The organism is Mesorhizobium sp. ES1-3, from assembly GCF_020164795.1.
In the GTDB taxonomy this organism is placed as follows: Bacteria; Pseudomonadota; Alphaproteobacteria; order Rhizobiales; family Rhizobiaceae; genus Mesorhizobium.
Window position 1 is genome coordinate 35,339 of the sequence record NZ_JAIUGW010000030.1, and the last position, 23,129, is coordinate 58,467.

Annotated in this window: 22 protein-coding genes and 1 pseudogene; 12 read left to right on the top strand and 11 right to left on the bottom strand. The window is 62.8% G+C overall.

Annotation, left to right across the window (positions count from 1 at the left end; translation table 11 throughout):
* Nucleotides 1–422: 422 nt before the first annotated feature.
* The 3 genes from LB536_RS27740 (at nt 423) to LB536_RS27750 (ending at nt 2,230) form a co-directional block, all read left to right on the top strand.
* Nucleotides 423–719, top strand: coding sequence for an adenylate cyclase (locus LB536_RS27740; protein ID WP_140758875.1), 297 nt, complete (start codon nt 423–425; stop codon nt 717–719).
* A gap of 327 nt (nt 720–1,046) precedes the next feature.
* Nucleotides 1,047–1,487: a hypothetical protein gene (locus LB536_RS27745; RefSeq protein ID WP_140758874.1), complete on the top strand. Its 441-nt coding sequence runs from the start codon at nt 1,047–1,049 to the stop codon at nt 1,485–1,487.
* Nucleotides 1,488–1,741: 254 nt separating this feature from the next.
* Entirely contained in the window at nt 1,742–2,230 is a 489-nt protein-coding gene (locus LB536_RS27750) for a hypothetical protein (protein WP_224598164.1), read from the top strand.
* Here the strand turns inward: LB536_RS27750 and LB536_RS27755 are convergent.
* Nucleotides 2,219–2,407 (bottom strand): annotated as a pseudogene (locus LB536_RS27755) (hypothetical protein); the annotation flags it as partial. The gene LB536_RS27750 and the pseudogene LB536_RS27755 sit on opposite strands and share 12 nt — an antisense overlap.
* A 306-nt stretch (nt 2,408–2,713) precedes the next feature.
* On the opposite strand from LB536_RS27755, the gene LB536_RS31260 reads away from it, so the two are divergent.
* The gene (locus tag LB536_RS31260; protein ID WP_135916977.1) at nt 2,714–3,055 is read left to right on the top strand and encodes a hypothetical protein; all 342 of its coding nucleotides are present in this window, start codon (nt 2,714–2,716) and stop codon (nt 3,053–3,055) included.
* Between the two features lie 84 nt (nt 3,056–3,139).
* On the opposite strand, the gene ggt is transcribed toward LB536_RS31260, so the two are convergent.
* From ggt to LB536_RS27775, 3 genes are all read right to left on the bottom strand, one after another.
* Complete coding sequence (gene ggt, locus LB536_RS27765; protein WP_224598168.1) at nt 3,140–4,879, bottom strand: gamma-glutamyltransferase; 1,740 nt, start codon at nt 4,877–4,879, stop codon at nt 3,140–3,142.
* A 116-nt stretch (nt 4,880–4,995) separates the two neighbouring features.
* Nucleotides 4,996–6,288, bottom strand: a complete 1,293-nt coding sequence (gene rhaI, locus LB536_RS27770; protein ID WP_224598171.1) for an L-rhamnose catabolism isomerase — start codon at nt 6,286–6,288, stop codon at nt 4,996–4,998.
* A 92-nt stretch (nt 6,289–6,380) separates the two neighbouring features.
* Complete coding sequence (locus LB536_RS27775) at nt 6,381–8,483, bottom strand: bifunctional rhamnulose-1-phosphate aldolase/short-chain dehydrogenase (RefSeq protein WP_224598174.1); 2,103 nt, start codon at nt 8,481–8,483, stop codon at nt 6,381–6,383.
* A gap of 187 nt (nt 8,484–8,670) precedes the next feature.
* Here LB536_RS27775 and LB536_RS27780 point away from each other — a divergent pair, with 187 nt between their 5' ends.
* The 7 genes from LB536_RS27780 (at nt 8,671) to LB536_RS27810 (ending at nt 15,814) form a co-directional block, all read left to right on the top strand.
* On the top strand, nt 8,671–9,474 hold the full coding sequence (locus LB536_RS27780; RefSeq protein ID WP_140758870.1) for a DeoR/GlpR family DNA-binding transcription regulator: 804 nt from the start codon (nt 8,671–8,673) through the stop codon (nt 9,472–9,474).
* 54 nt (nt 9,475–9,528) lie between these two features.
* Nucleotides 9,529–10,524 carry a rhamnose ABC transporter substrate-binding protein gene (gene rhaS, locus LB536_RS27785; protein WP_140758869.1) on the top strand — a complete coding sequence of 332 codons (996 nt, stop codon included), beginning with the start codon at nt 9,529–9,531 and terminating at the stop codon, nt 10,522–10,524.
* Nucleotides 10,525–10,607: 83 nt separating this feature from the next.
* Entirely contained in the window at nt 10,608–12,149 is a 1,542-nt protein-coding gene (locus LB536_RS27790) for a sugar ABC transporter ATP-binding protein (protein ID WP_224598177.1), read from the top strand.
* Nucleotides 12,146–13,126: an ABC transporter permease gene (locus tag LB536_RS27795; protein ID WP_224598179.1), complete on the top strand. Its 981-nt coding sequence runs from the start codon at nt 12,146–12,148 to the stop codon at nt 13,124–13,126. The genes LB536_RS27790 and LB536_RS27795 overlap by 4 nt, the downstream gene beginning before the upstream one ends.
* Nucleotides 13,123–14,124 carry an ABC transporter permease gene (locus LB536_RS27800; RefSeq protein ID WP_224598182.1) on the top strand — a complete coding sequence of 334 codons (1,002 nt, stop codon included), beginning with the start codon at nt 13,123–13,125 and terminating at the stop codon, nt 14,122–14,124. The genes LB536_RS27795 and LB536_RS27800 overlap by 4 nt, the downstream gene beginning before the upstream one ends.
* Nucleotides 14,124–14,441: an L-rhamnose mutarotase gene (gene rhaM / locus LB536_RS27805; protein ID WP_224598184.1), complete on the top strand. Its 318-nt coding sequence runs from the start codon at nt 14,124–14,126 to the stop codon at nt 14,439–14,441. The genes LB536_RS27800 and rhaM overlap by 1 nt, the downstream gene beginning before the upstream one ends.
* Nucleotides 14,438–15,814, top strand: a complete 1,377-nt coding sequence (locus tag LB536_RS27810; protein WP_224598187.1) for an FGGY-family carbohydrate kinase — start codon at nt 14,438–14,440, stop codon at nt 15,812–15,814. The genes rhaM and LB536_RS27810 overlap by 4 nt, the downstream gene beginning before the upstream one ends.
* Here LB536_RS27810 and LB536_RS27815 read toward each other — a convergent pair whose 3' ends face one another.
* The 5 genes from LB536_RS27815 to galE all read right to left on the bottom strand — a co-directional run bounded on the left by LB536_RS27815 (nt 15,815) and on the right by galE (nt 19,776).
* On the bottom strand, nt 15,815–16,747 hold the full coding sequence (locus tag LB536_RS27815; protein WP_224598191.1) for an arginase family protein: 933 nt from the start codon (nt 16,745–16,747) through the stop codon (nt 15,815–15,817).
* 107 nt (nt 16,748–16,854) lie between these two features.
* Entirely contained in the window at nt 16,855–17,070 is a 216-nt protein-coding gene (locus LB536_RS27820; protein WP_224598194.1) for an alanine racemase, read from the bottom strand.
* 24 nt (nt 17,071–17,094) lie between these two features.
* Nucleotides 17,095–17,298: a hypothetical protein gene (locus LB536_RS27825; protein WP_224598197.1), complete on the bottom strand. Its 204-nt coding sequence runs from the start codon at nt 17,296–17,298 to the stop codon at nt 17,095–17,097.
* A gap of 111 nt (nt 17,299–17,409) precedes the next feature.
* Nucleotides 17,410–18,660, bottom strand: coding sequence for a D-amino acid dehydrogenase (locus tag LB536_RS27830; RefSeq protein WP_224598201.1), 1,251 nt, complete (start codon nt 18,658–18,660; stop codon nt 17,410–17,412).
* Nucleotides 18,661–18,780: 120 nt separating this feature from the next.
* Nucleotides 18,781–19,776, bottom strand: coding sequence for a UDP-glucose 4-epimerase GalE (gene galE / locus LB536_RS27835; RefSeq protein WP_224598204.1), 996 nt, complete (start codon nt 19,774–19,776; stop codon nt 18,781–18,783).
* Between the two features lie 279 nt (nt 19,777–20,055).
* Here galE and hemA point away from each other — a divergent pair, with 279 nt between their 5' ends.
* Entirely contained in the window at nt 20,056–21,333 is a 1,278-nt protein-coding gene (gene hemA, locus LB536_RS27840) for a 5-aminolevulinate synthase (RefSeq protein WP_224598207.1), read from the top strand.
* Between the two features lie 13 nt (nt 21,334–21,346).
* Here the strand turns inward: hemA and LB536_RS27845 are convergent, their stop codons facing one another.
* Nucleotides 21,347–22,513, bottom strand: coding sequence for a pyridoxal phosphate-dependent aminotransferase (locus tag LB536_RS27845; protein ID WP_224598209.1), 1,167 nt, complete (start codon nt 22,511–22,513; stop codon nt 21,347–21,349).
* A gap of 108 nt (nt 22,514–22,621) precedes the next feature.
* Complete coding sequence (gene mscL / locus LB536_RS27850; protein ID WP_140765131.1) at nt 22,622–23,041, bottom strand: large conductance mechanosensitive channel protein MscL; 420 nt, start codon at nt 23,039–23,041, stop codon at nt 22,622–22,624.
* Nucleotides 23,042–23,129: the final 88 nt, after the last annotated feature.

Here is a 23,129-nt window from a genome sequence, read left to right on the forward strand (position 1 = left end):
TACGTGCGCGAGCCCGAGAACCTTCTTTTCGTGGCGTCGCTTAGGTTTTCTTGTCGCCATTGGGGTTTGGTGCCGGCGCCTCTCGCACGTCTCGCGGTGGTGGATCGATATGCTCAAGCTCCGACGGTGCTTCCTTGTCCGACCGACTGACTGGCGGCTGCGGGCCGGGCTTCGGCTGTGGTTCTTTGATCTTGGCTGGCATATCCAGTTAACCGGAATCCATAGGCTCTTGTTCCCTTAGATCTTACTTAAAAGGCGTGAAGGCCGAAGCCGCCGGGCCAAAAGCGTGTCTCGGTGAACAAACAGATCACAGTTTGCGACAGTCGGGATGAATGGTGGTCCGAAGAGCGTTCTAACTTTAGTTCGCCGGGTGCTCACAAGACCCCGAGCACCCAAAATCAAATGCTTTTGGGAGAACGACCATGAAACATCTCCTGGTTCCGATGATGGCAGGCTTACTGATGGGTTCCATTGGCATGGCCCTGGCCACCAATGTCCACACGGTGACGGGCACGACAGGTCAGCCCGGCCAAACCATCGGAACCCCTCAAACAGGAAGTGCGACCCCCGGCCACGCCAGCTCTGCTCCGGGCTCGGCCTTCAACCCGGATGGAAATGCCGGAACACATTACGCGGGCACCCAGCCGCAAAACTCGAAAAATCCGAAGAGCGTATCTCAGTACGACGTGGCCGGCTTCCAGCAGTCCCATAATCATTAGGTGGCAGCACGATCCGCGGATCACTGGCCCGGTCGCCGAAGCAGCCGGGCCAATGCATTCACCAGTCGACATCACTTGCCGGCGCGGACCAGGCCGGAAACTCCTCAGCACCGCGCGAAAAAGGGGCGAATCTGCTGCCCCGAACGTTTTCCAACCTCGGATTTCGGAAATTATCGGGACCAGGCCCACGTCCGTCGGCCTGGTGGGGCCCGTCACAAAGATCGATCGACGGAACGACTTTGCGCTCACCGGACTTCTGTCGGATTCAATTTGCTTGGTGATCCATCGACCGTAGGGCAAACTTCCCGCGGGGCTGCAGGAGGTGAAATGAGAGCACGCGCAGCAACGCTCGGGGACCTCGAGGACGTCTTCCATGGCCTGTCCAAGCGGATGTCGGAGGAATACGCGGCGGCCGGCAAGGACAGCAAGATCGCCTACGACAATCTGATGATGAACTTGAAGGAAGGCCGGGCGCACGCGCTTGTCGAGGGCGAGAAGGCCGTGGCGATCATCGCCTGGCATGAGAACAGCGACGCCGCCGATACGCTGTTTGCCGCGCAGGAGGATTTCTTCCGCGGCTCGACCGTCCGTTTCTGCAAGCGGCATATCAGGCATATCCAGGCGCTCGCCGGCAACCTTCCCATCCACTCGCGCAGCTGGCTGCAGGGGCCTGATGTCGCCAGATGGTTCGGCATCATCGGCTATGTCGAGCGCGGCCAGGAGAACGGCGCCAAGCTGTTCGAACTGCCGCCGGCTCGCCTCCGCTGAGGAACTCCGGCTGCGGCGGGTGTTCCTCCTTGCCGCGAACGCCGACTGTATGTCGCCCGCCCGCGCAAATTGGTTGATGCGATCACCGTCTTCGGCTCCAATCGCTTTAACTCGGCGGCCTTGCGAATTGCTGCACTCGGCCGCCTTATGGACTGCCTCAGCAAGCGGCTTGCGCAGGGCGAGATTTGGCGGGATGTTGCCGGAGGGCAACCGGGGCCAAACCGGCAGGCCGAGATCGATATGGCTGCTGTAAAATGTCGCGAGCTTGCTTCGCCTTTCTTACCTTTGTTGCCTTGCTGACGCCGGTAGAGGCAAGCGAGCGTATGTCTCATCTGTTTGACCGCTCCAACCTGCCGATCGCCTATTTTCGCGAATCGGATCTTGTGACCGCATACACGACTGCAATGGCGCGCTTCCGTCTGCAGTTCGCAGGGCATGCCGGCGAAACCAATCTTGCGATCCCCCTCGAACCATTGCTTTTGCGAGCGGAATTCCGTGCGCGGACATGGCGCTCGGCGGACGGGAGCTTGTTGCAAGGCTTCGCCGGCAAGGGCGGCTTCCGGTTGACTATCGGTAACTGCCTGGCACGTATTTGCGCAGCCAGCGAATGCAGCGATGCCGGTTGGCCGGTTTACGCCTGCAGCGACGGACGCAAGCGCAAGATGTCCGTCACCGATTTTGTGACGGCAAGATTCGATGGCATCCCCTATCGTCGATTGAGCGCCTCCCCTTCACAGGAATGATGGCGCGAGGTGATTCTTACCCAGGCAGGTGTTCAGCCAGGCGGTATTCCTTTCCCGCACCGCGAAAGCCGCCCGCACCGCGCGGTTGACCGTCACCGGCAGGATCGACGTGTGGTCTTCGCCGGCGTGCAGCTCGAAGCTCGCCCGCAGGCCTGGGAGCGCGTCGAGGCGTTGCGCCGAGGGCAGTGTGCCGAACAATCCGGCCGGGACCTGCCGGGCGCTGCGACTTCCCGCCGCAGCCGCCTAGGCCTACCGGAGCCGAATTGATCGGCGGCATTATCTTTTCCCCGCGGACACGGGCCATATGGGTGGGCGTGCCATCCGGGCGGCGACGCCGTTGCATTCGAGCCAGGTGGCCGAAAGAACGGTGACAAGTGCGGCCGGAAAGTGTTTGAAGATGTCGGTCAACATGGAGAGGGACGTGCGATCGGGTTGCGCTCGGCAGGCGTTGATGGTTTGTTGCCGGTCAGCGGAGATCAAGTGATGCGAGAATCCATGGGTCAAGACGAATACGGGTCGGCGAGCCCCTTCGATCCCGACGACCTGCCGAATCTGAACGCGATCGGACCAGGGATCGGCAACAACGACTTCGAGAAATACGCGGTCGCCGTGATCATCGTGTTCGGCGCCCTGATCATCGGCGGCCTGATGGCCGCATCGATGACTTTCGGCCATCGCAACGGCTTCCTCTTCGCGCTGGGCGGCGCCACGTCGGCCTGGATATCGGGTAACGCGCTGCTGCTCGACCGGCCACGCATCTATGCGCTGTTCGTCGGCATCGCCGCCTTGATGCTAATTGCATCGACCATCACGCTGGTGACCTGACAGCTGCTGCCGGGCCATGAAGCGGAGGCCGGTCCCGAAAGGCGGAATCCGGCCTCGTCAGGCAAGGAACAGGCTTGCGGCCTGTCAATATCCAAGCGCTTCGCCCGATGCCGCGCGGCTGTCTATGGCGCCATTGTAGCGCGCGCCACCGCCCTTCTCGATTTCCGCCAGGCTCTTGCCACCGACCAGGATTCCGGCCGCCTGACCCCAGGTCTGGTCAGCGAGATCGAGGTGATACCCCATGCCGGCCAGCAGCCTTTCGGTGTCGGGCGAAAGTCCGAACGGCTCGACATAGACGGTGTCGGGCAACCATTGATGATGGATACGCGGCGCGTCGATCGCTTGCTGGATGTTCATGCCGTGATCGATGACGTTGACGATCGCCTCCAGCGTGATGGTGATGATGCGCGAACCGCCGGGGCTGCCAATGACCATGAACGGCTTGCCGTCCTTGGCCACGACTGTCGGGCTCATGGAGGACAGCGGCGTCTTCTTCGGCTGGATGGCGTTGGCTTCGCCCTGCACGAGGCCATAGAGGTTGGGCACGCCGGGTTTCTGGGTGAAGTCGTCCATTTCGTTGTTGAGCAGGATGCCGGTGCCGTCGGCGACGACGCCAGCGCCGAACGAGCCGTTCAGCGTGTAGGTGACCGCGACCGCATTGCCGTCCTTGTCGATGATCGAATAATGCGTCGTCTCCTTCGATTCGCCGAAGCCCTTCGGCATGAGGTCCTGCGACACGCCGGCGCGGAACGGATCGATCTTGTCGCGGATGTCCTTGGCATAGGCTTTATCCAGCAGCTTGGAGACCGGGTTGTCGACGAAATCGGGATCGCCGAGCGCCGAGTTGCGGTCGACATAGGCGTGGCGCATCGCCTCGACCATGACATGCACGGTCTCGGCCGAACCAGCGCCAAGATAGGAGAGCGGATAGCCCTCCAGCACGTTGAGGATTTCGCAGATGATGATGCCGCCCGAGCTCGGTGGCGGCGAAGAGATGATTTCGTAGCCGCGATAGGAGCAGGTGACGGGCTTCAGTTCGCGCACCGTATATTGCTCGAAATCACTCTTGGCTAGGATACCACCCTTGGCGCCGCTCGCCTTGACGATGGCGTCGGCGATGGCGCCTTTGTAGAAGGCATCGGCACCTCTCTCCGAAATGGCCGAGAGCGACGCGGCAAGGTCGGGCTGAACCAGCTTCTCGCCAATGCCATAGGGCTTGCCTTCCGGTTTGAGGAAGATGGCGGTCGCCGCTGGGTCCTTCGCCAACCTTTCGGCGCCGCCGGCAAATGAAGCCGCATCGCCCTGATTGAGGATGAACCCCTCCTTGGCATAGGCGATCGCCGGCGCCATCAGGTCCTGCCTGGACAAGGTGCCGTATTTCTGGCGCGCCATTTCGAAACCGGCGACGGAACCGGGGACGCCGACCGCGAGATAGCCGTCGAGGCTGGCGCCCTTCACCGGGTTGCCGTCCTTGTCGAGATACATGGTCTTGGTCGCGGCAAGCGGCGCCCGCTCGCGGAAATCGAGGAAGGTCGATTTACCGTCCTTGAAACGGATGGTCATGAAGCCGCCGCCGCCGATATTGCCGGCATTGGGGTAGACCACGGCCAAGGCATAGCCGACGGCGACCGCGGCATCGACGGCGTTGCCACCCTTCTTCAACACCTCGACGCCAACTTCGGAAGCCAGATGCTGTGCCGTGACGACCATGCCGTTCTCGCCCTTGGCGGGTGCTGGAGAGGCAGCAAAAACGGCCGACAGGGGCGCAAGGGCGAAGGTCAGCGAAAGGCTGGCGGCGATCAGTGTGCGACGGGTGAAATGCATGGCAGGTCTCCGGGCGGGGACACCTAGAAAACCCTCTCGGAGAGACCGAGTCCATTCACAAAAATAGGCTCCCACGAAGCACGTCGTGAGGGGAACATCCGCAGTCGAATCCGCCTTCACACAATCCCGCCGGAGCCGCCGGCGACCGCCGGGCGTTCCGCCGCGACCTTGGCGCGGTAGCCCGCTGACCGGTAGGCGGCGACAGGATCGATGGCGCCGCCGGTTTTCAGCCGCGCCATGGCCAGGATCGGTTCGACGTCGGTGCGGTAAGCTGCCTTCAGCGTCTGCGTCGCCATCAGCGCGTCATTGCCGTCCTGAAAACCTTCGAGCGCCTTGCGGTCGACCAGCAGCGCCTGCGCATAGGCGCGCTGCACCTCGACCGCCGACAACATCAGGCTTTCGATCGGGTCGGTGACGTTGTGGCTTTGGTCGAGCATGTGCGCCGGGTCGAAACCCTCGGCGCCGGAAAGCTCGGCATCGACCAGTTCGTTGAAGACGAGGAAAAGCCGGTAGGGATCGATCGAACCGGCGTCGAGGTCGTCGTCGCCATATTTCGAATCGTTGAAGTGGAAACCGCCGAGTTTCTTGAACTGGATCAGCCGCGACACGATCATCTCGATGTTGACGTTGGGTGCGTGGTGGCCGAGGTCGACGAGGCAGAACGCCCTGTCGCCCAATTCCTTGGCGATGATGTAGTTGGTGCCCCAGTCCTGCACGACGGTGGAATAGAAGGCGGGCTCGTACATCTTGTGTTCGGTGAACAGCTTCCAGTCGGCGGGCAGGCCGGCATAGACCTCCCGCATGGCATCGAGATAGCGCTCGAACGCCTTGGCGAAATTGACCTGGCCAGGGAAATTCGAGCCGTCACCGATCCACACTGTCAACGCTTTGGAGCCCAGCGTCTTGCCGATCTCGATGCATTCGAGATTGTGCTCGACCGCTTGCCGGCGGGTGCCGGCATCGGCATGCGACAGCGAACCGAATTTGTAGGAGAGCTTCTGGTCCTTCGCGTCCGAGAAGGTGTTGGAATTCATGGCATCGAAACCGAGGCCGAAGCGGGAGGCCGCCTGCTTCAGCCGGTTCGGGTCGGCCTTGTCCCACGGGATGTGCAGAGAGACGGTCGGGGTCGCCTGCGTCAGCTGGCTGATGACGGCGCAATCCTCGATCTTGTCGAAGATGTCACGCGGTTCGCCGGCACCGGGGAAGCGGGCAAAGCGCGTGCCGCCGGTGCCAACGCCCCAGGACGGGATCGCCACGGCGAATTTCTCGACCTTGTCCCTGATCGCATCGATGGCGATGCCGCGCCGGTCCAGCCGCTCGCCGAGCGAGGCGTAGTCGCGCTCGAGGTCGGCCTTGCGCGCGGCATTGTTCTTATCGACGATGTCGGCGGAAATGATGGTTTCGGACACTGCTGTTCCTCCCAATACTCGTTCGGCTGGCGCCGCCCCTCATCCGCCCTTCGGGCACCCTCTCCCCGTGAAACGGGGAGAGGGAAGGGTCCTTAGCGTGTAAAGCTCTGTGCGTTGCCGGCGTCGACATTGATGATGTTGCCGGTCGACTTGGCCGACATGTCGGAGGCCAGGAAATAGATCGCCTCGGCGATGTCTTCCGGAAAGACCGAGCGCTTCAGCATCGAACGCGAGCGGTAATGCTCTTCGAGATCGTCGGTCGACATCTTGTACGCGGCAGCGCGTTGTTCCTTCCACTCGCCGGTCCAGATCTTCGAGCCGCGCAACACCGCATCCGGGTTGACGACATTGACCCTGATCTGCGCTTCCGCGCCTTCCAGCGCGAGACAGCGGGCCAGATGAATCTCGGCCGCCTTGGCCGTGCAGTAGGCAGCGGCATTGGGTGACGCGGCAAGGCCGTTCTTGGAGGCGACGAAGACGACGTTGCCGCCGATCTTCTGCACCCGGAAAAGCCGGAACGCTTCGCGCGAGACCAGGAAATAGCCGGTCGACAGGATGTCCATGTTCTTGTTCCACAGCGCCAGCGTCGTCTCCTCGATCGGCGCCGAGGAGGCAAGGCCAGCATTGGAGACCAGAATGTCAATGCCGCCGAACTCGACTGCCGTCTCGGCGAAGCCGGCGACGACCTGATCTTCAGAGGTGACGTTGATGAGAGCCGCCCGGACGAAATCCTTGCCATAGGCCTTGGCCAGTTCCTCATTGGTGCCGGCGAGCGCCGCCTCGTCGATATCGGCCAGCACCACGCAGGCGCCTTCGCGCAGCAGGCGGTTGGCCGTGGCCCGGCCGATGCCGCCGGCGCCGCCGGTGACCAGCGCTATCTGGCCGGCGAGAGACTTCGGCTTCGGCATGCGCTGCAGCTTCAAATCCTCGAGCAGCCAGTATTCGATGTCGAAGGCTTCCTGCGCGGGCAGGCCGACATAGGACGAGACGGTCGAGGCGCCGCGCATGACGTTGATGGCGTTGACGTAGAACTCGCCCGAGATGCGCGCCGTCGCCTTGTCGCCGGCGAAGGTGAACATGCCGACGCCGGGCATCAGATAGACTACCGCGTTGGGGTCGCGGATGGCCGGCGAATCCGCATGCTTGCAGCTGTCGTAATAGGCCTGGTAGCCGACACGATATTCGGCAATGTCGTCTGCGAGGCGCGCTATGACGGCATCGACATCAGGCTTTGCCGGATCGAATTCGATGACCAGCGGGCGGATCTTGGTGCGCAGGAAGTGGTCCGGGCACGATGTGCCGAGTGCGGCCAGCGGGCGCAGATCCCTGGAGTTGACGAATTCGAGGACGGCGGAAGAATCGTCGAAATGGCCGAGCTTGTGGCTCTTTTCCGAGATTAGGCCGCGGATTTTCGGCATCAGCTTGGCCGCAATGGCACGGCGATCGGCGGCGTCGAGCGACTTCACCACCTCGCCTCCGAAGATCGCCACGCCTTCGGAGCGGCGCTCGAACCATTCGATCGCCTGGTTGATCACCGAAATCGTCGTCTCGTAGCACTCCTTTGGCGTGTCCCCCCAGGTGAACAGGCCGTGGCTCTCGAGAATGACGCCCTTGGCGGCGGGATGTTCGAGGCAGAATTTCTCCAGCCACAGGCCAAGTTCGAAGCCCGGCCGTTTCCACGGCAGCCAACCAATGGCGTCGCCGAAGATTTCATTGGTCAGCGCCCTGGAATCCTTCGCGGCGGCAATGGCGATTATGGCATCGGGATGCATGTGGTCGACGAAGGGCTTCGGCACGTAGGCGTGCAGCGGCGTGTCGATCGAGGCCGCGCGCGGATTGAGGTTGAAGGTGCAGTGGGGCAGATAGCCCACCATCTCGTCCTCGTGCTCGACGCCGCGATAAAGCCCCTTCAGTGCCCGCAGCTTGTCCATGTAGAGGGTGGCGAAGCCGTCCAGTTTGATCGAGGCGCTGTCGCCGCCCGAGCCCTTGACCCACAGCACCTCGACATTCTCGCCGGTGAGCGGATCCTTCTGCCATATCTTCGAGGATGTATTGCCGCCACCATAATTGGTGACGCGCTTGTCGGAGCCGAGCGTGTTCGAGCGATAGACCAGAAGCTCGGGCTCGCTCATCCCCTTCGCCTTCGCATCATCCCACAGATTGGCGAGGCGCGAGCCGGAGCGCTTGTCGAGCATAGGTAATCCTCCCTTGGGGCGCGGACGATGCGCTCCTTTTTCGCCGGGGAATGTCTACGCAAGAGGCGAGCTTGTCAATCACAAACGATCAATATCAATCATATTGCACTGCACAATGAAATTATATGATCGGAAATGATTGACACTGCTCGTTTTGAGTGCCTAGATGCCGAGGCAGGGAGGAACCATGCACGAAAAAGAGCGCCACAGGATCATTCTGTCCGCCGTCCAGGAAAAGCCTGTGGTGACGGTGCAGGAGATGGTCGACCTGACGGAGTCGTCCGAGGCGACGATCCGGCGCGATATCGCGGCCCTCCATGTCCAGAAGCGCCTGCGCCGCGTGCGCGGCGGCGCCGAGGCGATCTCGCCGCCTCAGTTCATCGGGCTGGCCGGCCGTCCCTTCTCGGTCAACGAAACACTCAACGCCGCGCAGAAGCGAGCCATCGCACGCGAAGCCGTGGAATTATGCAAGGACGGCGAGCCGATCATCATCAATGGCGGCACCACCACCTTCCAGATGGTGCATTTCCTGACCGGCCGCCGCATGCCGATCTTCACCAACTCGTTCCCGATCGCCGAGCATCTGCTCAAGCACTCCAAGAACACGGTGATGCTGTCGGGCGGCACGATCTATCGCGAGCAGAACATCATCCTGTCGCCCTTCGACAATGACGTGACGCGCAATTTCTATGCGCGCCGCATGTTCATGGGCGCGCAGGGGTTAGGGCCGCTCGGCCTGATGGAGGGCGATCCGCTGCTGATCCAGGCGGAGCAGAAGCTGATCGACCAGGCCGACGAACTGGTGGTGCTGGTCGATTCCTCGAAATTCCGCAAACGCTCCAGCCTGATCCTGTGCGGTCTTTCGCGCATCGCCACCGTCATCACCGATGACGGCATCGAGGACCGCGAAGCCAAGATGCTGGAAACCGCGGGGGTGACGCTGATCGTCGCCCGCAAGTCGACAAGGGAAGAATCTTCACTGCAGGCCTGAGACGAACTCACGCCGCAGCGGCGATGGAATGCAACGCTCAAGGGAGGAAATTCGATGAGCTTCTTGAAGAAACTGATGGTCACGGCGGCCTTCTCGGCCGCCATGTTCGTGAATGCCGCCTATGCGGAAAACGTCAAGATCGCGCTGGTGGTGAAGTCGCTCGGCAACGGCTTCTTCGATGCCGCCAACAAGGGTGCCGAAGAGGCAGCCAAGGAACTCGGCGATGTCGATATCATCTACACCGGCCCGACCAAGGCGACCGCCGAGGCGCAGATCGAAGTGGTCAATTCGCTGATCGCGCAGAAGGTCAACGCCATCGCGATTTCCGCCAATGACGCCGACGCGCTGGTGCCGGTGCTGAAGAAGGCCATGGAGCGCGGCATCACCGTGATCTCCTGGGATTCGGGCGTCGCCAAGGAAGGCCGCCAGCTTCACCTCAACCCGTCCGATACCGGCTTGATCGGCGAGACCATCATCAAGCTTGCCGCCGACTATCTGCCGGAAGGCGGCGACGTCGCCATCCTGTCGGCCTCCTCGACCGCGACCAACCAGAATTCCTGGATCGAAGCGGCCAAGAAGGTGCTGCCGGAGAAGTTCCCCAAGATCAAGCTCGTCGCCACGGTCTATGGCGATGACGACTCGGCCAAGAGCACCGACGAGGCCAAGGGCCTCTTGAAGTCCTATCCGAACCTCAAGGCGATCATCGCGCCGACCACCGTCGGCGTCGTCGCCGCCGCCCAGGTCGTCACCGACGAGAACCTGATCGGCAAGGTCAACGTCACCGGCCTGGCGCTGCCGTCGGAATTCAAGAAGTTCATCGACAACGGCGCCAGCCAGGCGGTTGCGCTGTGGAACCCGATCGATCTCGGTTACTCCGCCGTCTACCTCGCCCATGACCTGGCGGTGAAGAAGGAAGAAGCGAAGCCCGGCGCCACGCTGTCGATCGGCCGTGTCGGCAAGGTGACGCTCGACGACACCAATTCGGCCGCGATGGCTCCGCCCTTCAAGTTCGACAAGAGCAACATCGAGAAGTTCTCCAAGATCTATTGATCTCTGAGCCTTTCAAGCAGACGCGGCGGGGCTTTGGTCCCGCCGCGACTTCCAACGGACCTAGTTTCAGGGCTTGATACGATATGGACACGACGGCCCAACACAGCGAGACGAAGGAGCGGCCTCCAGCTTCTGCTCCACGCCTGACGCTGTTCGGCATCTCCAAGAGCTTTCCCGGTGTGCGGGCTCTGCACAATGTCAGCCTGACGCTCTATCCGGGCCAGGTAACCGCGCTGATCGGCGAGAACGGCGCCGGCAAGTCGACGCTGGTCAAGATCATGACCGGCATCTACCAGCCCGACGCAGGTACCATCAGCATTGACGGCCAGGCCGTTACGCTGCCCAGCGCGCATGCGGCCTTCGGAATTGGCGTCACCGCCATCCATCAGGAGACCGTGCTGTTCGACGATCTCAGCGTCGCCGAAAACATCTTCCTCGGCCATGCGCCGCGCACGCGCTTCGGCACCATCGATTGGCGCACGATGCGCAAGAATGCGCGCGAAGTGCTCGACACCATGCATGCCGGCCATATCGACGCCGATGCGCGGCTCAGGGACCTCGGCATCGCCAACAAGCATCTGGTCGCCGTCGCGCGCGCCATGTCGATCGACTCTCAGATCGTCATCATGGACGAGCCGACGGCCGCGCTTTCGATGAAGGAGATCGAAGAGCTTTTCCTCTTGATCGAATTCCTCAAGGAGCAGGGCAAGGCGATCCTGTTCATCAGCCACAAGTTCGACGAGATCTATCGCATTGCCGACCGCTATACCGTGTTCCGCGACGGCGAGATGGTCGGCGAAGGCCTGATCAGGGATGCCGGCCAGAGCCAGATCGTTCGCATGATGGTCGGCCGTTCGGTTGACCACATCTTTCCGCAACGCAAGGCCGAGATCGGCGCGCCGGTGCTTTCCGTTTCCGGCCTGTCGCATCCGACCGAGTTCAACGACATCGGTTTCGAACTGCACAAGGGCGAAATCCTCGGCTTCTACGGCCTGGTCGGCGCCGGTCGCAGCGAGGTCATGCAGGCGATTTCAGGCATCACCCGCACTAGCGGCGGCACAATCACGCTGGAAGGCAAGGCGATCGCGCCGAAATCGGCGGCTGAAGCAATCGAGGCCGGCATCGTCTACGTGCCGGAGGAACGCGGCAAACAGGGCGTGGTGATCGGCCTGCCGATCTTCCAGAATGTTTCTCTGCCATCGCTCGCCCGCACCTCCAAATCCGGCATGCTTCGGCTGGCGGAGGAATTTTCGCTCGCCCGTTCCTACACCGAGCGGTTGGATCTGCGCGCCTCTTCACTCAGCCAGGATGTCGGCACGCTTTCGGGGGGGAACCAGCAGAAGGTGGTCATCGCCAAATGGCTGGCGACGACGCCCAAGGTGATCATCCTGGACGAACCGACCAAGGGCATCGACATCGGCTCCAAGGCCGCCGTGCACGGGTTCATGGCGGAGCTTGTGGCGCAGGGCCTGTCGGTGATCATGGTGTCGTCGGAACTGCCTGAAATTCTCGGCATGTCCGACCGCGTCGTCGTCATGCGCGAGGGCCTCGTCGCAGCGGTCTACGACAACAAGGGACTGGACGCCGAGACGCTGGTCAGGACAGCAGCGGGGATCGCGGCATGAAGGCTTTCCTGAAATACCGCGAAATCTGGCTGCTCGCGGCCATCGTCGTGCTGATCGGGCTGATCTCGACGCGCTTTCCCGCCTTTGCCGATGCTGGCAACCTGCGCCAGGTGTTCAACGACACCTCGATCCTGATGATCCTGGCACTCGGCCAGATGGTCGTCATCCTGACACGCTCCATCGACCTGTCGATGGCGTCCAATCTTTGCTTCACCGGCATGGTGGTGGCGATGCTGAACGCCGCGCATCCGGCGATCCCGATCCCGCTGCTGATCGTCATCGCGCTGGCGGTCGGGCTGGTGCTCGGGGCCATCAACGGCCTGCTGGTGTGGCGGCTGAATATCCCCTCGATCGTGGTGACGCTGGGCACGCTGACCATCTATCGCGGCGCCACTTTCGTCCTGTCCGGCGGCGCCTGGGTCAATGCCGACAAGATGAGCCCGGACTTCATCGGCTTCCAGCGCGCGGCCTTCCTCGGCATTCCTGTGCTATCCTGGATCGCCATCCTGGTCATCGCGCTGTTCTTCGTGCTGATGACACGCACCGCGCTCGGCCGCTCGATCTATGCCATCGGCGTCAATCCGACGGCATCCGTCTATACCGGCATCGATGTCGGCCGCACGAAATTCATCGTCTTCTGCATCTCCGGCATAATCGGCGGCCTCTGCGGTTATCTCTGGATTTCGCGCTACGTCATCGCCTCGGTCGAGGTCGCCAACGGCTATGAACTCAACATCATCGCCGCTTGCGTCATCGGCGGCATCTCGATCGCCGGCGGCATCGGTTCGGTCGGGGGCGCCGTGCTCGGCGCGCTGTTCCTCGGCATCATCTCCAACGCGCTGCCGGTCATCAACATCTCGCCCTTCTGGCAGATGGCGATTTCGGGCAGTGCCATCATCCTGGCCGTCGTGCTCAACGCGCGCGGCGAACGCCAGCAGGGCCGCATCATCCTCAAGAAAGTGGAAGCGGTGACATGACCGACGTCCCTGCCCCGCGCCACATTCCCGACCGACTCGACAAGCCGCTCTCTTCGGCGATCTTTTCCTGGGAAGCGCTGCTGGTCGTGGTGGCCATCGCGATCTTTGGCATCAACAGTTTTGCCTCGCCCTATTTCCTCGATCCGTATTCGCTGTCCGATCTCACCTTCAACTTCACCGAGAAGGGTCTGATCGCCTTTGCAATGGCATTGCTGATCATCTCCGGCGAGATCGATCTGTCGGTGGCCGCCATCATCGCGCTGGCATCGACCATGATGGGCATGGCGGTGCAGGCCGGCGCCGGCACGCCAGTGCTTGTCCTGATCGGCATCGTCGTCGGCCTCGGCTGCGGCGCCTTCAACGGGCTGCTGGTCACGCGGCTCGGCTTGCCGTCGATCGTCGTCACCATAGGCACGATGAGCCTGTTTCGCGGCATCGCCTTCATCATTCTCGGCGACCAGGCTTACAAGGGCTATCCCGAAAGTTTCGCCTTCTTCGGCCAGGGTTACGTCTGGTGGGTGGTGTCGTTCGAACTGGTGCTCTTCCTCATCGCGGCTGTCGTCTATTGGTCAGTGCTGCATCGTACGAGTTTCGGCCGCCGCGTCTTCGCCATCGGCAACAACCCGGTCGCGGCACAGTTTTCCGGCGTGCGAGTCGGCCGCATAAAATTCATCCTGTTTTGCCTGACCGGCCTGATGTCGGGCATCGCCTCGGTGCTGATCACCTCGCGGCTCGGCTCGACCCGGCCGTCGATCGCGCAGGGCTATGAGCTTGAGGTGATCACCATGGTGGTGCTCGGCGGTGTCAGCATTCTCGGCGGCGCCGGCAGCATCGTTGGTGTCGTGCTTGCCGCCTTCATCATGGGGCTGGTGACCTTCGGCCTCGGCCTGCTCAACGTGCCCGGCATCGTCATGTCGATCTTCATCGGCCTGCTGTTGATCATCGTCATCGCGCTGCCGATCGTCTGGCGGCGGTTGCGCGGGGGACGCCTGGCCTGATGCCCGAGAAATACGCATTCAAGATGATGCTCAAGCCCGGCATGAAGGCCGAGTACAAAAAGCGCCACGACGAAATTTGGCCGTCACTGGTCGCGCTGCTGAAACAGGCCGGCGTCTCCGACTATTCGATCCATCTCGACGAGGAGACCAACATCCTGTTCGGCGTGCTGTGGCGGCCCGATGGTCACGGCATGGCCGATCTGCCGAAGCATCCGGTGATGCAGCGCTGGTGGGCTGAAATGGCCGACATCATGGAGACCAGGCCTGATAACGAGCCGGTGGCGGTGCCTCTGGAAATAATGTTCCATATGGAATGAGCGCGATCCGCCACATCGCCGTCATCGATATCGGCAAGACCAACGCCAAGGTGGCGCTGGTCGATCTCGCCACATTGAGCGAGGTGGCGCTGCGCCGCATGGCGAACGCACCGGTGCGACAGGCGCCCTACCCGCATCACGATGTCGAAGCGCTGTGGGCGTTCATCCTCGACAGCCTTGCCGTCCTCAACCGCGAACAGCGCATCGACGCGATTTCGATCACCACCCATGGCGCGACAGGCGTGCTGGTAGATGACTCCGGCGAACTCGTGCTGCCTGTTCTCGACTATGAATTCGACGGGCCCGACGAGCTTGCGGAAGGCTATGACGCGATCCGCCCGCCCTTCGCCGAGACCGGCACGCCGCGCCTGCCGCTCGGCCTCAATCTCGGGGCGCAATTCTTCTGGCAGCAGCAAAGCTTCCCGACGGAGTTCGCCAGGGCCGCCGCGATGCTGATGTACCCGCAATACTGGGCGCTGCGCCTGACTGGTGTCGCCGCCAACGAGGTCACCTCGCTCGGCTGCCACACCGATTTATGGAACCCATGGACGGCGGATTTTTCGGCGCTTGTCGACCGCATGGGCTGGCGCGACCTGATGGCGCCCGTGCGGCCGGCCAGGGATCGTCTTGGCCCGATCCTGCCCGAGCTTGCGCAGCGCACCGGCCTCGACCCACAAACGCCGGTCCTTTGCGGCCTGCATGATTCCAATGCCTCCCTACTGCCGCATCTCCTGTCCGACGCACCGCCCTTCTCGGTGGTCTCGACCGGCACCTGGGTGGTATCGATGGCGGTCGCCGGCACGGCGGTGGCGCTCGATCCGGCAAGGGATACGCTTGTCAATGTCAATGCACTTGGCAACCCCGTGCCCTCGGCGCGGTTCATGGGCGGCCGCGAATTCTCGCTACTAACCGAAGGCTCGGCGCAGAACTGGAACGATAGCGATGTCACTGCGGTGCTGGCGCGCAAGACAATGCTTTTGCCTTCGATCCAGCAAGGCTCGGGGCCATTTCCGTATCAGACCGCCGCATGGCGCAAGGGCGAGGCCATCCCTCCCGGCCAGCGCTTTGCCGCCATCTCCTTCTACCTGGCGCTGATGACCGCCACCTGCCTCGACCTGATCGGCAGCGATGGTCCAACGACCGTCGAGGGACCTTTCGCGCGCAACCAGTTGTTCACGCGGATGCTTGCCGCGAGCACCGGCCGCCCGGTCATCGCATCGGAAGCCGCTACCGGCACCAGCATCGGGGCCGCCCTGTTGGCGTCGGATCAGCGGGCCGTGCATGGCAAGGGCCAGACACAAGAGCCGCCGGCCGATCCGGCCTTGGCGGAGTATGCGCGCGCATGGCGAGCCGCGGTCAAGGCTATTGGCTGATCAGAGGATCCGCTTGCCGAAGGCCGACATGACGAAGTTGACCGCGTCGGTGCCGATCCTGGGCTCCAACTCGGCAGTCAGCCCCGAAACGCTCATCGACAGCAATCCGCCGGAAAGCGCGATCGCCTCCATCGCCTGATGCGTCTCGCGCACGGTGAGGCCGCCGGAACCAGCCGCCCAGCCGGCGAATTCGGTCACATCAGCCGAGTAGCTGACGTGAAAGCCTTGCGTGCCCGAGGTGGCGATGCGGATCGCCTCATGCATCAGGTCGCGCATGCCCATGGCGTCGATGTCGGTCATGGTGAAGGCCGAGACGCGCGAATCCTTCAGCACCCGCACTTCGGCCGGGTCGGCATGGCGCAGTCCGATGATGACGACGTTTTCCGGCGACAGCTGCGGCTGCAGCGCGCCGGCCTTGTGGTCGAGGCCAAGCGCGCGCGCCAGCACCGACACTTCCGGCAGGTCGATGCCGTCCTCTTCCTCCGGCATCAGCGCGGCGATGGAATCGATCCAGATCAGGCCGAAGGAATGCGTCGCACGGGCCGTCGCCGTCAGCGCCTTGTGCGCAATGCGTCGATCGGCGCCCGCGGCAAGCCGGATCAGGCCCGAGGGCGGCCGATCGATGTCGGCCAGTTCGACGACGTCGAAATTCATTGCCTCCAGCCGGGCACCGGTTGCTTCGCGCGCGAGGATGCGAGCCGCTTCCGCTTCGGCCGAGATCGACACCATCTTGCGGCCGGAGAAATCCGCGACATCGTGCGTCGGTGCTTTTTCCACATATTCCGAGGTCATTGCCAAAAGCATGGCGCCATAGCTCATGCGGAAGGCGACGCGATCGCCAACGGCGAGCGGCGGATCAGCGTCCTGGACATCGAGCAGCAGATGGTCGCTCGACGCCCCCGGGACCCGTATCCCCTTGGCGATCGGCGCCAACCCTTCGACCAGTACGTCCTCGCGGCCGATATTGGCGATGGCGCGTAACCTGTCGCCTTCGTCGGGGAAGACAGGCTGGTTGCCGAAGGCGTCGTAGCCGGAGGTGCCTATCGGCCGTGACGTAGACGGCGGATGTTCTCGAAGCGCGATTCGGCGATCCAGGCGACGCCGCCGCGCAGCATGGCGCGCGCCACCTGCGGCATGCCGCAAGTGCCCTTGGTGACGCCGAACACCTTGATGCCCGAAAGCGCGCAGCGGTCAACGACGGTGCGGGCATTGCGCTCGATGCGGCCAAGGTCGATGGCGACTTGCGGTCCCGACATTCTTTTTACTCAGAGTGGTAGATACTATTGAGCAGATACTTCCATCGGTCCAACATGGTTATTGCGACAATGCCAGACACGAGAGCTCTTGTATGTGGGCACATCTTCCGCAAAGAACGGCAGGTCACATTGGTCGTTCGTCATGCCGATGGGGAGTGGCAACTGACGTGCGGCGAACACGATCATCCCGCGGACTGTGGAGATTTTGAAGTCGTAGGTCTCAAGCATCTAGCTGACCGGCAAGAAAATCTGGCACAGATGGCAAACTTGAGCCTGGCTGGCTTGCAGAATGGATGCAGGGCGAATGGACTCGGTGTCGCCACGACGATTAGTTCCCGCTCAGCTCCTGTAGACCAGGCCCTGCGGGTCGATCTCCGGCTTGCGGCCGGCGACGAGGTCGGCGAGGAATTTTCCCGAGCCGCAGGCCATGGTCCAGCCGACATGGCCGTGGCCGGTGTCGAGGTAGAGGTTGCGGTATTTCGCCTGGCCGATGACCGGCACCGAGTTCGGCATCATTGGCCGCAAACCTGCCCACAGCTCGGCTTTTTTCTCATCGAAGGCGCCGGGGAACAGGTCCTTGCCGGTCCTGAACATGGTGGCGAAGTCGCTGGGCTTGTGGGTACGGTCGAAGCCGGTGAATTCGGCGGTCGAAGCCAACCGCAATCGATTGCCGAGGCGCGAATAGGCCATCAGCTGATCCTCGTCGGCGCCGCCCATGGTCGGGCCCTTGCCCTCATCCTCCAGCGGAATCGTCGCCGTATAGCCCTTCACCGGATAGACTGGCAGGTCGATGCCGTAGCGCCGGCCGAGCAGACCGCTTTCGGGACCCATCGATATGACGACGGCGTCGCCGGTGACCGGTCCGGCCGACGTCATCACCGCGCGGATCCGGTCGCCCTCGATATCGAGGCCCTCGACCGTGGTGCCGTAGCGAAACCTCACGCCAAGCTTTTCGGCGGCATAAGCAGCGAGCTTTTCCACGAACTGCCGGGAATCGCCGGTCTGGTCGATCGGCGAGTAGACGCCACCGGCGATCTTTTCCTTCACGCCGGCAAGACCTGGTTCAAGCTCGACCAGCCGGTCGCGGCCGACGATCTCGATCGGCAGGCCATGCTCGGCCAGATAGCGGTAATTGCCGGTGCCGGTGTCGAGACTGTGCTGAGAGCGGAAGAAGTAGAGGATGCCCTTCTTGCGCTCGTCGTAATGGATGCCGGTATCGGCTGAAATGGCGTTGATGCAGTCGCGCGAATAGAGCGCCAGGCGCAGCTTGACCTGGCTGTTGGCGCGCAGGCGGGCCACCGTGCACTGGCGCAGGAAGCGCAGACTCCAGGCGAGGAAATAGGGATCGAAGCGCAGCCGCACCTTGATGCCGAGATCATGGTTGTAGAGCCCGCGCAGGAACGTCTTGAGTGCCGCCGGCGAGGCCCAGGCGGTGGCATCGCCCGGAGACACCAGCCCGGCATTCGACTGGCTGGTGCCCCGCGCCGGCGCCGGATGACGCTCGATCACCGTGACTTCGTGACCGTCGGCGGCCAGGTAATAGGCCGCCGCCGTACCGACGACGCCGGCTCCAAGCACCGTTATCTTCATGCCATCCCCCAAAGCTCTTCGCGGCACCGCGCCTCCACGCCGTGTCGCGAATGCTTCCATAGCGCTTCGCCGCGCGCCTTGCGAGCCCCTGGGAACTTGTAAGCCGCTGGGGAAAGCGCCTCAGCTCCGCGCGGAGTTCTTGCTGGTCAGGATGCGCTCCCAGGCCAGCGCATCGTTGACGATCTGGTCGAGATCGTCACGCTGCGGGGTCCAGCCGAGTTCCGACCGGGCGAGATCGGAATTGGCAACCACCGCCGCGGCATCGCCGGGACGCCGGTCCCCCATCCTGACCTCGAAATCATGGCCAAAAGCGCGCCGCACGCTGTCGATGACCTCGAGCACCGAATAGCCGTGGCTGTAGCCGCAATTGGCGACGAGGCTGGCGCCGCCGGCGCGCAGCCGTTGCAGCGCCAGACGATGCGCGGCGGCCAGATCGCTGACATGGATATAGTCGCGCATGCAGGTGCCGTCGGGCGTCGGATAGTCGGTGCCGAAGACCTGCATGAACGGGCGCTTGCCGAGCGCGGTCTCGCAGGCGACCTTGATCAGATGGGTGGCGCCCGGCGTCGACTGGCCGGTGCGGCCCTTCGGGTCGGCGCCGGCGACGTTGAAATAGCGCAGCGCCGTGTAGCGCAGGTCATGGGCCATTGCCGCGTCGCGCAGCATCCACTCGCTCATCAGCTTGGACAGGCCATAAGGCGATTCCGGCGCCAGGCGGGCATCCTCGCGCACCGGCTCCAGTCCGGCGCCGCCATAGACGGCGGCTGTCGAGGAGAAGATGAAATTCGGCACGCCTTCGCGCACCGCGGTTTCGATCAGCGTGCGTGTCTTCGAGGTGTTGTTCTCGTAGTAGGCGAGCGGGTCGGCGACCGATTCCGGGACGACGATGGAACCGGCGAAATGGATGATCGCGTCGACCTTGTTCCCTCTGATGACCGAGCCCACCAATTCCTTGTCGGCGACGTCGCCGACAATCAGGCTTGCCTCCGGCGCCACCGCCCATTCGAAGCCGGTCGAAAGCCGGTCGAGAACGACGACACTTTCGCCCGCATCCAGCAATTCCCAGACCATATGGCTGCCGATATAGCCGGCGCCGCCTGTCACCAAAACCGTCATCCAAATCCTCGCTTACCCAAGATTTATCGGAAACTGTCTCAACAACCGCCTTACTGGAAAGTCTGCCGTCTGCCCATTAAAACCCAAGGTAACCAGCGTTCACTTGATGTGGCATCGTGCTGAAACAAAAGTGAACCAAAGAGTGTGCCACGGATTGGGAATAGGCCACGATCCGCCGTCGTTAGGAACAGGTCCGAGGCGTGGCATTTTGACCAAATCGGCCCGGTGGACGACCAATAGGGCAATGATTATGATCCCGCGCAAAATTGGGAAGCCGACATGAATTACCAGCGTTTCTTCGAGGAGGCGATCGACCAGCTGCATGCAGAGCGTCGCTACCGCGTTTTCGCCGACCTCGAGCGCATCGCGGGCAAGTTTCCGCGCGCCATCTGGCGTTCCAACGGCCGCGCCGAGGAAATCACCGTCTGGTGTTCCAACGACTATCTCGGCATGGGCCAACATCCCGACGTCATCGCCGCATTCCAGAACGCGGCCGGCAAGATGGGCTCCGGCGCCGGCGGCACCCGCAACATCTCCGGGACGTCGAACCCGCTGGTCGAGCTCGAGCATGAGCTTGCCGACCTGCACGGCAAGGAAGCCGCCCTGGTCTTCACCTCCGGCTTCGTCTCCAACGAAGCCTCGATCTCGACCATCGCACGGCTCTTGCCCAATTGCCTGATCATCTCGGACGAGCTGAACCATGCCTCGATGATCGAAGGTGTCAGGCGCTCGGGCGCCGAGAAGAAGATCTTCCGCCACAATGACGTCGCGCATTTGGAAAGCCTGTTGCAGACGGCCGGGCGCGAACGCGCCAAGCTGATCGTCTTCGAAAGCGTCTATTCGATGGATGGCGACATCGCGCCGATCAAGGAGATCGTCGAACTCGCCGAGCGCTACAACGCCATGACCTATATCGACGAGGTCCATGCGGTGGGCATGTACGGTCCGCGCGGCGGTGGCATCACCGAACGCGAGGGCCTGGCCGACCGTATCGACATCATCGAAGGCACGCTCGCCAAGGCGTTCGGCACGCTCGGCGGCTACATCACCGGCACCAGCGCCGTCATCGACGCGGTGCGCTCCTATGCGCCGGGCTTCATTTTCACCACCGCGCTGCCGCCGGCGATCGCCGCCGCGGCCACGACGTCGATCCGGCATCTGAAGCGCTCACAGGCCGAGCGCGACGCCCAGCAGCAGCAGGCGAGCCGAACCAAGCAGATCCTGTCCGCCGCCGGCCTGCCGGTGATGGAGTCCGCCACCCATATCGTGCCGGTGCTGGTTGGCGACCCGGAACTTTGCAAGATGGCCAGCGATCGCCTGCTCGGCGTGCACGGTATCTATATCCAGCCGATCAACTACCCGACGGTGCCGCGCGGCACCGAGCGGCTGCGCATCACGCCGACGCCGTTCCATTCGGACGCGTTGATCGCCGAATTGCAGGATGCGCTGGTCGAAACCTGGGACGCGCTGGGCATTCCCTATGGTTCGGCGGGACGGCCTTCAGTGGCCAAGAGCGACCGCATCATTCCGCTGCTGGTGCCCAAGTCGGGCGGTTAAGTCCGCCACCTGCTCAAACAGTCTTTATCCATCTTGCCAGCCGGCTTGCCGCTTCCTCGAGCTGGTCGAGGCGGCGGTGGAAGCACAGCCGCAGGAACGCCTCGCCACCGGGGCCGAAGGCGGTGCCTGGCGCCAGGCCGACATTGGCCTTGTCGACAATGTCGAAGCCAGCGCTGCGTGAATCCGTGATACCGTCGACGGTGAAGAACAGATAAAAGGCGCCTTGCGGCACGGTGAAGCGCGCCTTGCCGGTTTCGCCGAGAATGCCGCAGACCAGGTCACGGGCCTTCCTCGCTCGCTCCACCTGTTCGGCGACGAAGGAATCGCCTTCGTCCAGCGCCGCGACCGCGCCGCGCTGCATGAACTGGGCGACGCCCGAGTTCGAATACTGGATCAGGTTCTCGAACACCTGCTGCAGGCTTGGATGGGTCTTGATCCAGCCGACGCGCCAGCCGGTCATCGCCCAGTTCTTGGAAAAACTGTTGACGAACAGGATGCGGTCTTCCGTCTCCGCGATGTCGAGGAAGGACGGCGCGCGGCCATGACCATAATGGAACAGCGAATAGATCTCGTCGGCGATGATCCACAGACCCTTGGCGCGGGCGAGATCGAGGATCGCCCGCAAGGTCTCATGGTCGGCGGTCCAGCCAGTCGGATTGGACGGCGTGTTGATGAACAGCGCCTTCGTGCGCGGCGTGACCGCCGCGGCGATCTTCTCGACGTCGCAGGACCAGCCATTTCCGGAATGGTCGAGCGTGACCGGCACCGGCACGGCACCCGCGATCGCGGCGGCGGCGTCGAAATTCGGCCAGGCGGGCGACAGGTAGATCACTTCGTCGCCAGCCCCCGCAAGCGCATCGAGCGCCAGCTGGATGGCATGCATGCCTGAGCCGGTGACGATGAATTGCTCCTCCGGGAAGGTTTTGGCGAAATGCCTAGCGTAGTAGCGGGCAAGCGCCTGCCTGAGATCAGGGAGGCCCCTCTGCCAGGTGTAGAACGTCTCGCCGCCGGCCAGCGCCTTCGACGCGGCATCGGTGATGAAGGACGGCGTCGGCAGGTCGCCCTCGCCGGCCCAGAGCGGGATCAGGCCTTCGCGCAGCCTGCCGTAATTGACGACGGCGACTATACCGCTTTCAGGCGCGGCCAGGGCCTCGGGGCGCAGGGTCTGGATCAGGGTCATTGGGCAGGTCCGTTGTCTCGGGCGTTCGTAAGCGCTGCTTACCAGATGCGAAAACAGAAAACCCCGGCCGCGAACGACCGGGGCTTTGGTCCAGAAGAACCTATCCGTCTATCGCCTGGCCAGCAGATCGCGGATTTCGGTCAAAAGCTGTACATCGGCCGGCGGAGGAGCTGCCGCTGCGGCGGGCTTTTCCTTCTCCAGTCGCCTGCGCATGTTGTTCACGGCTTTGACCATCAGAAAGATGACAAAGGCTATGATCAAAAAGTTCAGCGCCACGGTGATGAAGCTGCCGTAGGCGAAGACCGCACCTTGCTTGCGCGCATCTTCCAGGTTGGTAGCGGTCACGTTGTGCGAGAGGCCAATGAAGTAGTTGTTAAAATCGACCCCTCCGAGAGCGCCGATAAAAGGCATGATGACGTCGTCGACCAGCGAAGTGACGATCTTGCCGAAGGCAGCGCCGATGATGACGCCGACGGCCAAGTCCATCACATTGCCCTTGGAAATGAACTCCTGGAATTCTTTCAGCATTCGACCCTCCTTATGACCGGCCGTGCTGCCGCTCCCACCTTCCCGGCATCGACCCAAATCAAACATAACAAAAACCGGAAGTTGCAAC

What these genes read in the sequence shown, in the direction of transcription:
- LB536_RS27740 (WP_140758875.1), top strand. Translation starts at nt 423, where the DNA reads ATGAAACATCTCCTGGTTCCGATGATGGCAGGCTTACTGATGGGTTCC.
- LB536_RS27745 (WP_140758874.1), top strand. Translation starts at nt 1,047, where the DNA reads ATGAGAGCACGCGCAGCAACGCTCGGGGACCTCGAGGACGTCTTCCAT.
- LB536_RS27750 (WP_224598164.1), top strand. Translation starts at nt 1,742, where the DNA reads ATGTCGCGAGCTTGCTTCGCCTTTCTTACCTTTGTTGCCTTGCTGACG.
- LB536_RS31260 (WP_135916977.1), top strand. Translation starts at nt 2,714, where the DNA reads ATGCGAGAATCCATGGGTCAAGACGAATACGGGTCGGCGAGCCCCTTC.
- ggt (WP_224598168.1), bottom strand. Translation starts at nt 4,879, where the DNA reads ATGCATTTCACCCGTCGCACACTGATCGCCGCCAGCCTTTCGCTGACC.
- LB536_RS27775 (WP_224598174.1), bottom strand. Translation starts at nt 8,483, where the DNA reads ATGCTCGACAAGCGCTCCGGCTCGCGCCTCGCCAATCTGTGGGATGAT.
- LB536_RS27780 (WP_140758870.1), top strand. Translation starts at nt 8,671, where the DNA reads ATGCACGAAAAAGAGCGCCACAGGATCATTCTGTCCGCCGTCCAGGAA.
- rhaS (WP_140758869.1), top strand. Translation starts at nt 9,529, where the DNA reads ATGAGCTTCTTGAAGAAACTGATGGTCACGGCGGCCTTCTCGGCCGCC.
- LB536_RS27790 (WP_224598177.1), top strand. Translation starts at nt 10,608, where the DNA reads ATGGACACGACGGCCCAACACAGCGAGACGAAGGAGCGGCCTCCAGCT.
- LB536_RS27795 (WP_224598179.1), top strand. Translation starts at nt 12,146, where the DNA reads ATGAAGGCTTTCCTGAAATACCGCGAAATCTGGCTGCTCGCGGCCATC.
- LB536_RS27800 (WP_224598182.1), top strand. Translation starts at nt 13,123, where the DNA reads ATGACCGACGTCCCTGCCCCGCGCCACATTCCCGACCGACTCGACAAG.
- rhaM (WP_224598184.1), top strand. Translation starts at nt 14,124, where the DNA reads ATGCCCGAGAAATACGCATTCAAGATGATGCTCAAGCCCGGCATGAAG.
- LB536_RS27810 (WP_224598187.1), top strand. Translation starts at nt 14,438, where the DNA reads ATGAGCGCGATCCGCCACATCGCCGTCATCGATATCGGCAAGACCAAC.
- LB536_RS27820 (WP_224598194.1), bottom strand. Translation starts at nt 17,070, where the DNA reads ATGTCGGGACCGCAAGTCGCCATCGACCTTGGCCGCATCGAGCGCAAT.
- LB536_RS27825 (WP_224598197.1), bottom strand. Translation starts at nt 17,298, where the DNA reads ATGCTTGAGACCTACGACTTCAAAATCTCCACAGTCCGCGGGATGATC.
- LB536_RS27830 (WP_224598201.1), bottom strand. Translation starts at nt 18,660, where the DNA reads ATGAAGATAACGGTGCTTGGAGCCGGCGTCGTCGGTACGGCGGCGGCC.
- galE (WP_224598204.1), bottom strand. Translation starts at nt 19,776, where the DNA reads ATGACGGTTTTGGTGACAGGCGGCGCCGGCTATATCGGCAGCCATATG.
- hemA (WP_224598207.1), top strand. Translation starts at nt 20,056, where the DNA reads ATGAATTACCAGCGTTTCTTCGAGGAGGCGATCGACCAGCTGCATGCA.
- LB536_RS27845 (WP_224598209.1), bottom strand. Translation starts at nt 22,513, where the DNA reads ATGACCCTGATCCAGACCCTGCGCCCCGAGGCCCTGGCCGCGCCTGAA.
- mscL (WP_140765131.1), bottom strand. Translation starts at nt 23,041, where the DNA reads ATGCTGAAAGAATTCCAGGAGTTCATTTCCAAGGGCAATGTGATGGAC.